8 protein-coding genes and 1 pseudogene are annotated in these 6,951 nt (G+C 64.1%); 2 read left to right on the top strand and 7 right to left on the bottom strand.

What is annotated here, in order from left to right; all coding sequences use genetic code 11:
• The 7 genes and pseudogenes from E2583_RS24700 to E2583_RS24580 form a co-directional block, all read right to left on the bottom strand.
• Positions 1–124: pseudogene (locus E2583_RS24700) on the bottom strand (RidA family protein); the annotation flags it as partial.
• The gene (locus E2583_RS24605; protein ID WP_291599573.1) at positions 121–1,416 is read right to left on the bottom strand and encodes an amidohydrolase family protein; all 1,296 of its coding nucleotides are present in this window, start codon (positions 1,414–1,416) and stop codon (positions 121–123) included. The gene E2583_RS24605 and the pseudogene E2583_RS24700, both read right to left, overlap by 4 nt.
• A gap of 11 nt (positions 1,417–1,427) precedes the next feature.
• Positions 1,428–2,015: an NAD(P)H-dependent oxidoreductase gene (locus E2583_RS24600; RefSeq protein WP_291599572.1), complete on the bottom strand. Its 588-nt coding sequence runs from the start codon at positions 2,013–2,015 to the stop codon at positions 1,428–1,430.
• 10 nt (positions 2,016–2,025) lie between these two features.
• Positions 2,026–2,328: a 2Fe-2S iron-sulfur cluster binding domain-containing protein gene (locus E2583_RS24595; protein ID WP_291599571.1), complete on the bottom strand. Its 303-nt coding sequence runs from the start codon at positions 2,326–2,328 to the stop codon at positions 2,026–2,028.
• A 118-nt stretch (positions 2,329–2,446) separates the two neighbouring features.
• Positions 2,447–3,076 carry a TetR family transcriptional regulator C-terminal domain-containing protein gene (locus tag E2583_RS24590; RefSeq protein WP_291599570.1) on the bottom strand — a complete coding sequence of 210 codons (630 nt, stop codon included), beginning with the start codon at positions 3,074–3,076 and terminating at the stop codon, positions 2,447–2,449.
• A 47-nt stretch (positions 3,077–3,123) separates the two neighbouring features.
• The gene (locus E2583_RS24585; RefSeq protein WP_291599569.1) at positions 3,124–3,855 is read right to left on the bottom strand and encodes a DUF4198 domain-containing protein; all 732 of its coding nucleotides are present in this window, start codon (positions 3,853–3,855) and stop codon (positions 3,124–3,126) included.
• Positions 3,856–3,870: 15 nt separating this feature from the next.
• Positions 3,871–5,925, bottom strand: coding sequence for a TonB-dependent receptor (locus tag E2583_RS24580; RefSeq protein ID WP_291599568.1), 2,055 nt, complete (start codon positions 5,923–5,925; stop codon positions 3,871–3,873).
• Between the two features lie 305 nt (positions 5,926–6,230).
• On the opposite strand from E2583_RS24580, the gene E2583_RS24575 reads away from it, so the two are divergent.
• Positions 6,231–6,533: an urease subunit gamma gene (locus tag E2583_RS24575; protein WP_003060617.1), complete on the top strand. Its 303-nt coding sequence runs from the start codon at positions 6,231–6,233 to the stop codon at positions 6,531–6,533.
• Positions 6,534–6,596: 63 nt separating this feature from the next.
• Positions 6,597–6,951, top strand: a 355-nt coding sequence (locus tag E2583_RS24570; RefSeq protein ID WP_291599566.1) for a HupE/UreJ family protein, incomplete at its 3' end; no start/stop codon positions are given.

Raw genomic sequence — 6,951 nt, 5'->3', positions numbered from 1 at the left:
GCACGATGCGATTGGCCCCCGGGTCCACGGCGATCACGCCCGACAGGAACACCAGATCGCCCGCCCGCCGCCAGGCCGCATAACGTGCCAGGGGCTGTGCAATGCCTGTGGTATCTACGCTCATGCAACGCTCCGTTCAATACAGGGGGTGAACCAGGCAGCCAGCGGCTCGCCGTTGCTGACGCGCCCCTCGCGCATCACCACACGGCGGTGGCTGCGGGATGGAAAGCCGCTGACGCTGGACTGAGGAAGGATCACCAGATCGGCTGTCGCGCCTGGCTGCAGCGGCAGACGGCCGACACCATGACCCAGCCAATCGCGGCGACAGACGCTGTCGCTCCACTCGTCGAAGGCCGAAGTCAGCTGCGCGGCCGCCACTGCGGTGCTCAGCGCTTCCAGCGGATCGAAACTGCCCAGCGGGCAGAAAGGGTCCTGCACGTTGTCGCTGGAGATCATCAGCGGTATGCCGCGCGCCCTGGCCTCCTTGACCAGCGTCAGGCCTCGCTGCCGCGGCGTGACACCGGTTTGCGCGTCCTGCAGCAGCAGGTTCGTCACCGGCAGGCTGACCATGGTGATGGGAGTGCTGGCCACTGCATCCAGCGTGCGCAGCGCCTGCTCCAGCGGTTGCGCCGCCAGCGCGCAGGTATGGCCGCAGACCACACGGCCTTCGAAACGCAGTTCCTTGAGCAGCGCGGCCGTGGTGGCCAGCCCCTGGGCTGCGGGGTTGAGTTCCTCGTCCACATGCAGGTCCACATCCAGGCCGTGCTGCTGCGCAGCCTCAAACAGATGGCGCAAGGCCTGCGGGCTCCAGTGGGTGGAATGGACAAAGCCGCCGAGCAAGGCCCCCGCGCCACTGAGCGCCACCTGCTTGGCCAGACGCATCGCCACACCGCGTTCCTCATAAAGATGCAGGGGAATCAGGCTGACGCGCTCGAGCAGCACACGCCCCGCCCATTCCTGCGCCAGCTCGCGCAGCACTTCCCAGGCCACAGGTACCGAGTCCGGCTCCCACCAGTCGCAATGGCTGCGTGCATGCGAAACACCGGCTTCATAGGCCCATTGCAGGCCCTGACTCGCACGGCGGCGCACATCGGCCGCCGTCCAGTTCTGCTTGTCCACCATCATCGCCTCTATCGCTGCCAGCAGGCCCGGCTTCACCGGTCCCATGCGCTCCAGCGTGAACGCCTTGTCCAGATGCAGATGCGCGTCCACCATGGTCGGCAGCACCAGCGCTCCTTGCAGATCCCAGACCTGGGAGCCGAAGCTGCGCGGCAGGGCTGGCGTTTCGGCGGCTACGGCCGCAATGCGCCCGTTGGAGATCTCCAGACGCGACAGCGGCATCTCGCTGCGCTGCCCCAGGGCCGCAAGCAACCAGCGCGGCAACCGTGCGTTGCAGAGTGTCAGATGTGAGGACATGGAGAGCTCTCCTAGGCAAAGCGGCGCATGGCCCGGCCCACATGGGCCTTGAAGGACTGCAGCCGCGAGGGCGTTGCCACATTCAGGTGGTAGCAGGCGTGATAGTCGATACGCGCCTTTCCTCCCGTGAGGATGCGCAGATAGCGCGTGATGCATTTGCGCGGCGGATCGCCCATGAACAGCGCGGTCCAGCGCGGACGCCCGTAAGTCACCACCGCCGCAATGCGCTTGAGATGGGTCAGCGCCGGTTTGACGTTCTGCGGATCGCTGATGTCGAAGGCCACACCAGGCATCAGCACGCGATCGAAGAACCCCTTGAGCATGGCCGGCAGACCGAAGCACCAGGTCGGAAAGCAGAAGACCACCGCCTCGGCCCACAGCAGGCGATCCACATAGCGCTGCACCGGCCGCCGGTTCTGCGGCACCTCGTGATAGCCCAGGCGTTCCTCGCGGGACATCACGGGATTGAAGCCTTCCGCATACAGGTCGCAGTCATCGACCTCATGCCCGGCGCCTCGCAACTGCTGTACCACTTCGGCATGCAATGCGGCCTGATAGCTGGTTTCCACGGGATGGGAAAAGATCACAAGCACTCGCATGTCGGCCCCTTCAAAGATCCAGAGTCAGAGCTGCGCCGCGATTGCGTGCGCAGCACAAAGCCACATGCGTGCTGCGCTCCTCAACGGTCAGGCAGCGGTCATGGTGCTCGGGATCACCGGCCGTCCAGCGTGTGACGCAAGTTCCGCAAATGCCTTGCTCGCACACCGTCTCTATGGCCACACCGGCCAGTTGCAGCACATCGGTGATGCGCTCTCCGGGCTCCACCGGCAAGCGCAATCCCTGACGCAGCAATACCAGCTCAAAGCCTTGTTCTACGGGCGTTTCCAGAGTATCCGGAGCAGTGTTGGGCATGATTGACCATCCGATTTGATCGACTGGTCAAATCTAAGCAAACGGTGTGCCAAAACACGCCAGGGAGAGCTACCCGCCTGCTGCCCGGCCACCTGCACCAGGCTTGAGCAGGGCATCTTCAAATTGGTGCCAGACCACAGCTCAACAGCACGGAAGTGGTGAGCTCCCGGGCGATATGCTCGCGATCCAGCGGCTGGTCGTCGGCGCACTCCAGCATCACCCTGGCCTGCACCGCATAGTCCGCATAGTGCTGGGTCATGCCCCAGATCTGCATCAACAGCACGCGCGCATCGAGGCTGCGCATGCGGCCCTGCGCGATCCAGGCGTTGATCAGATCCACCTTCTGCGCCGTGGAGCTCAGCGCGACAGGCCAGTATTGATGCAGACGCAAGCCACCACCCAGCACCTCGTTGGTGAAGATGCGCGACAGGGCCGGATGGTCCAACGCGTAGTCCAGCTTGCGCCGCACATAGTTGCCGATGATCTGCGCCGGATCGTCGAGTGCCGGATCGAACGCAAAGGCCGCCGACCAGGCCTCCAGCAGCGCATGGAGCAGCTCGTCATACAAGGCCTGTTTGCTCTCGATGTAGTAATGCAGCTGGGGCTTGGTCAGGCCCGCTCTTTCGGCAATCGCCTGCGTGGATGCGCCCTTGAAGCCATGGCTGCTGAACTCCGCAATCGCCGCCTCGCGGATGGCTTGCAGAATCTGCTCTCGGGAGCGGCGGGCAACAGGCGTGGAATCGGTCATGGCAGCAGGCTGTGAAACGGATCTTGAACTGACGGAACGTGGCTTCATCAATGCACGGCAAAGCGCAGCAGATACTCGTAGCTGTTCTCGGTGGTCCTGGGATCGCCCTGCACCGGCTGACGCAGTATGGCCTGCAGCGTATTGCTGCCGACAGCTGGCGTCATGGTCGCCTGACCCTGCGCGTCCGTCATCGTGGGTGAGCCATTCTCTCCCCAGGACAGCCTGACGCCGGACTGCGGCTTTCCATGCAGCAAAACCTGCAGCCTGAGCGGCCGGCCGGCATGGGGAGACTGCCCCTGCAGCGGCACCACCTCGAACATCTGACCCAGCGGCTTTTGCATGACGGCGCCCCAGCGCACCACGGTCTTGTGGAACTTGCGCGCATGCACGCCGCGCACCGCACCGGGGTTCTGGTCCATGGGCAAAGGCAGCATGGTGCCCTCTGCACCCGTACTGCTGAAATAGCCGTTATCGAGTTCCACTGCAATCAGCGCAGCCCTGGCATCGGGCTTGATGCGGATGCCGCCCTGCACATTCTGCACGGCACTGGGCACTTCACGGCCGCGCAAGTCATAGGCGTGCACACGCTGCAGCTTGGCCGGATCGAAGGCTTCGGTCCTGCCGTCATGACCGCCGAACTGCATGACATAGCCCCCCTGCGCATCGGGCTCCAGCCAGACGTTATGGGCAGAAGCCGGATGCGCGCAGAGCAGCCAGGCAGCGGCTGTGGTGCACAGAATGCGCGCGATGATGTGGTGACGTGTCCTGCAAACAGACATGGAAGCTCCGAAAAATCATAAGGAAAACTGCAAGCCCAGCTGCACGCTGCGCGGCGCGCCGGGCGCGACCAGACGCTGGCCGGCAATCATGGTGGTGGTACTGGCATAGCGGGTATTGGCGGCGTTGCGAAGCCACAGGCTCAGACTGGCATTGCGCGCCAGACTCGCGGGCAAGCGGTATTGCAGGCCCAGGTCCAGCCAGCGATAGCTGCCTGCCCATTCGGTATTGCCAGTGTTGATGGGCGCGCGGCCCACATGGCGCAGCAATCCATGCACGGTGACATCGCTGCGCGGCATCCAGCGTGCATGCAAGGTGCTGGTGTACTCGGGCACGGCCACTACACGCCGACCCAGCAATGCGGCGTTCGCGTTCTGCGTGACTTCGGAGCGGTTGTGGCCATAAGCCCATTCCACATGCCAGTTGCGGCTGGGCAGCCAGTGCAGCTGAAGCTCGGCGCCCTTGCGTACGGTTGCTCCCAGGTTTTCATACTCGCCGGGTGCCGTGTTGCGTATTTCATGGCTGGAGCTGATGCGGTAGAGCGAGGCATCGATCAGCCAATGGACCGATGGCTTCCACTCCACGCCCAGCTCGCTCTGACGAAAGATATTGGCATGCAGGTCGCTGTTGCGCAGCGCGTATTTGGCAAAGTCGCTGGGCAACGCAAAGCCTTGCGACCAGTTGGCACGCACGGCGGTGCGGGCATCGAGCTGCGCCAGTGCTCCCAGCTTGGGGCTGGCATGGCTGCGGCCCTGCATGCGATTGCATTCATCGCCACCGGCCTCCGCCCCCAGCAGACGGCAGCGGCCGTCAAAGTGGTCCCAGCGCAGGGCCGCCGTGGTCTGCAACCAGGCCGTTGGCTGCCAGCCGGCCTGGCCGTAGATCGCCGTGTTGTCGAGCCGTGTATTGCGATCATTCAATGCAGGGCCGGTGCGCCGGCGGTCCAGCAGTCCATCCCAATAGCCATAGTCGGTGGACTCGCGCACATGCTCCAGGCCCAGCATCCAGTTCAGCTCGCGCGCCGAAAGAAGCGACTTGCCACTGACATTCAGCCCCGCTCCCAGCACGCTGCGGTCGTAGCGCTCCTCGCGCTGCATCCAGGTGGCGCTGCGCGGGCGGGTGAACCAGCGCACAAAATCCTGCTGCGTGCCGTAGACAAAGCCCAGCAGCCGGGTATCGGCGTCCAGTGCGTACTGCGCATCCAGGCGCAGCGTGCCAAAGTGCTTGTCGGCACCATCACCCGCCACACGGCTGTCCTTGCCCTGAGGATACTCTCGCCATTGCGCTTCGGTCAGATAGCCGGGCGAGTCGCCACGCGCCTCGTGCCAGCGACCGGACAGCGAGATATCGAGTTTTTCATGCACATGGTGCTTCCAGGTGCCGCTGACGGTGCTGCGCTCATAAGCCGAGGCGGCGCGCGCTCCGTCCCCGCGCGAGTGCTGGGCCGCCAGGTTGAGCTGATCGCCACCGGCCAGGGCGCGCCCGAGTGCGGCCTGGACATCGAACAGACCGTGCGAGCCGGCGCTGAGCGCCAGCTCCGAATAGCTGCCGCTGCGCCTTGTGCGCAGCTCCAGCAGTCCGGCACGGTTGTAATTGCCTTGCAGCACCGACACGGGACCGCGATAGACATTGACCTTGTCCAGCTCCAGCGGCACGACCACGTTCAGGTCGAAATAGCCGTCGGCATGCGACATGGCCTCGTTGAGCGGGATGCCATCGAGCGTGGCCGCCACATCGCCACCATGGCCGCCACCGCCAAAACCACGCATCACCAGCGCATTGGCCACCCCGCTGAGCTGGTAGTGATTGACATGCATGCCTGGCACCCGATTCCACAGCGACTCCACTTCCTGCATGGGCTGCTCGCGGATCTCGTCGCGACCGAATTCGGTGACGGAGAACGCGCGTTGCGTCTCGTCCAGCGCCTGTCCCTTGACCATGGCGCTCACCTGCACCTCGGGCAATGCCTGGTCACCGTCCTGACCCGCCCTCGCCCACACCGCGCCCGTACAAAGGGCGGCACATCCCCAGGTCAGCAAACCCTGCCTTGCGGCAGTCCGCAAAAGCGGCATGCCTTTCCTCTTCAACAGTCCTTGATACATGCACCAGAAAAGCAAGGTCCGTGCCATGCACTGCACCGTCATCGCCCCGCAATGCACCAAGAAGTGTCCGCCGCCATAACCAGGGAACGCCATGGTGCACACCTGTCGCCCCACATGCACCAATAAAGTGCCAAATCACAACGACCCGGTTGTCATCCACCAGCAACAAGGGCTTGCCATTGGCATAGCACTTGCTACATAAAAGGGCATGAAACTCCCAGCGCGCGTTCTGCCGGTGCCACCGGCTGCGCGAGCTGACTGAGGGATTGAAGACGATGGAATTGACACCGCGCGAAAAAGACAAGCTGCTGATCTTCACGGCGGCCCTGCTGGCCGAGCGGCGCATGGCCCGCGGCCTCAAGCTCAACTACCCCGAGGCCGTGGCACTGATCAGCGCCTTCGTGATGGAAGGTGCACGTGACGGCAAGACCGTGGCCCAGCTCATGAGCGAAGGCCGCAGCGTGCTGACCCGCGCCGATGTCATGGAAGGCATCCCCGAGATGATTCCCGACATCCAGATCGAAGCCACCTTCCCCGATGGCACCAAGCTGGTCACCGTGCACGAACCCATCGCCTGACTCGGCATCCAGCACTTCAAGCCTTTTGGCCATCAAAACCCTACCCATCAAGCGCAGACAGCTATGAAATTCAATAAGCTCCTTGCCACCACAGCCGCCGCAGCGACTGCACTGCCACTGTCCGCTCTCGCTCATATGGGCTCCGATGCAGGCGGTCATCACCACTTTCTCGACAGCCTGGGTCATGCCTTTGCCCACCCGTTTACCGGTGCAGACCATCTGGCCGCCATGCTGGCTGTGGGCGCCTGGAGCGCACTGACCATGCCCGGCCTGCGCACGGCCTGGCGTGCACCTGCGGCCTTTGTGGCCCTGCTGGTGGCGGGTGCCGTGGCCGGCTTTGCCGGCCTGTGGGTGCCGGGCGTGGAGCCCATGATTGCCGCATCCGTGCTGGTGCTGGGCCTGCTGGTGCTGGTTCAGC

The sequence above is a fragment of the Comamonas sp. genome (genome assembly GCF_009360615.1).
Lineage (GTDB): Bacteria > Pseudomonadota > Gammaproteobacteria > Burkholderiales > Burkholderiaceae_C > Comamonas.
Note: the sequence above shows the minus strand (reverse complement) of the source record. Positions and strands in the feature narration are given on the sequence as shown.

What these genes read in the sequence shown, in the direction of transcription:
- E2583_RS24580 (WP_291599568.1), bottom strand. Translation starts at nt 5,925, where the DNA reads ATGCCGCTTTTGCGGACTGCCGCAAGGCAGGGTTTGCTGACCTGGGGA.
- E2583_RS24590 (WP_291599570.1), bottom strand. Translation starts at nt 3,076, where the DNA reads ATGACCGATTCCACGCCTGTTGCCCGCCGCTCCCGAGAGCAGATTCTG.
- E2583_RS24575 (WP_003060617.1), top strand. Translation starts at nt 6,231, where the DNA reads ATGGAATTGACACCGCGCGAAAAAGACAAGCTGCTGATCTTCACGGCG.
- E2583_RS24605 (WP_291599573.1), bottom strand. Translation starts at nt 1,416, where the DNA reads ATGTCCTCACATCTGACACTCTGCAACGCACGGTTGCCGCGCTGGTTG.
- E2583_RS24595 (WP_291599571.1), bottom strand. Translation starts at nt 2,328, where the DNA reads ATGCCCAACACTGCTCCGGATACTCTGGAAACGCCCGTAGAACAAGGC.
- E2583_RS24600 (WP_291599572.1), bottom strand. Translation starts at nt 2,015, where the DNA reads ATGCGAGTGCTTGTGATCTTTTCCCATCCCGTGGAAACCAGCTATCAG.
- E2583_RS24585 (WP_291599569.1), bottom strand. Translation starts at nt 3,855, where the DNA reads ATGTCTGTTTGCAGGACACGTCACCACATCATCGCGCGCATTCTGTGC.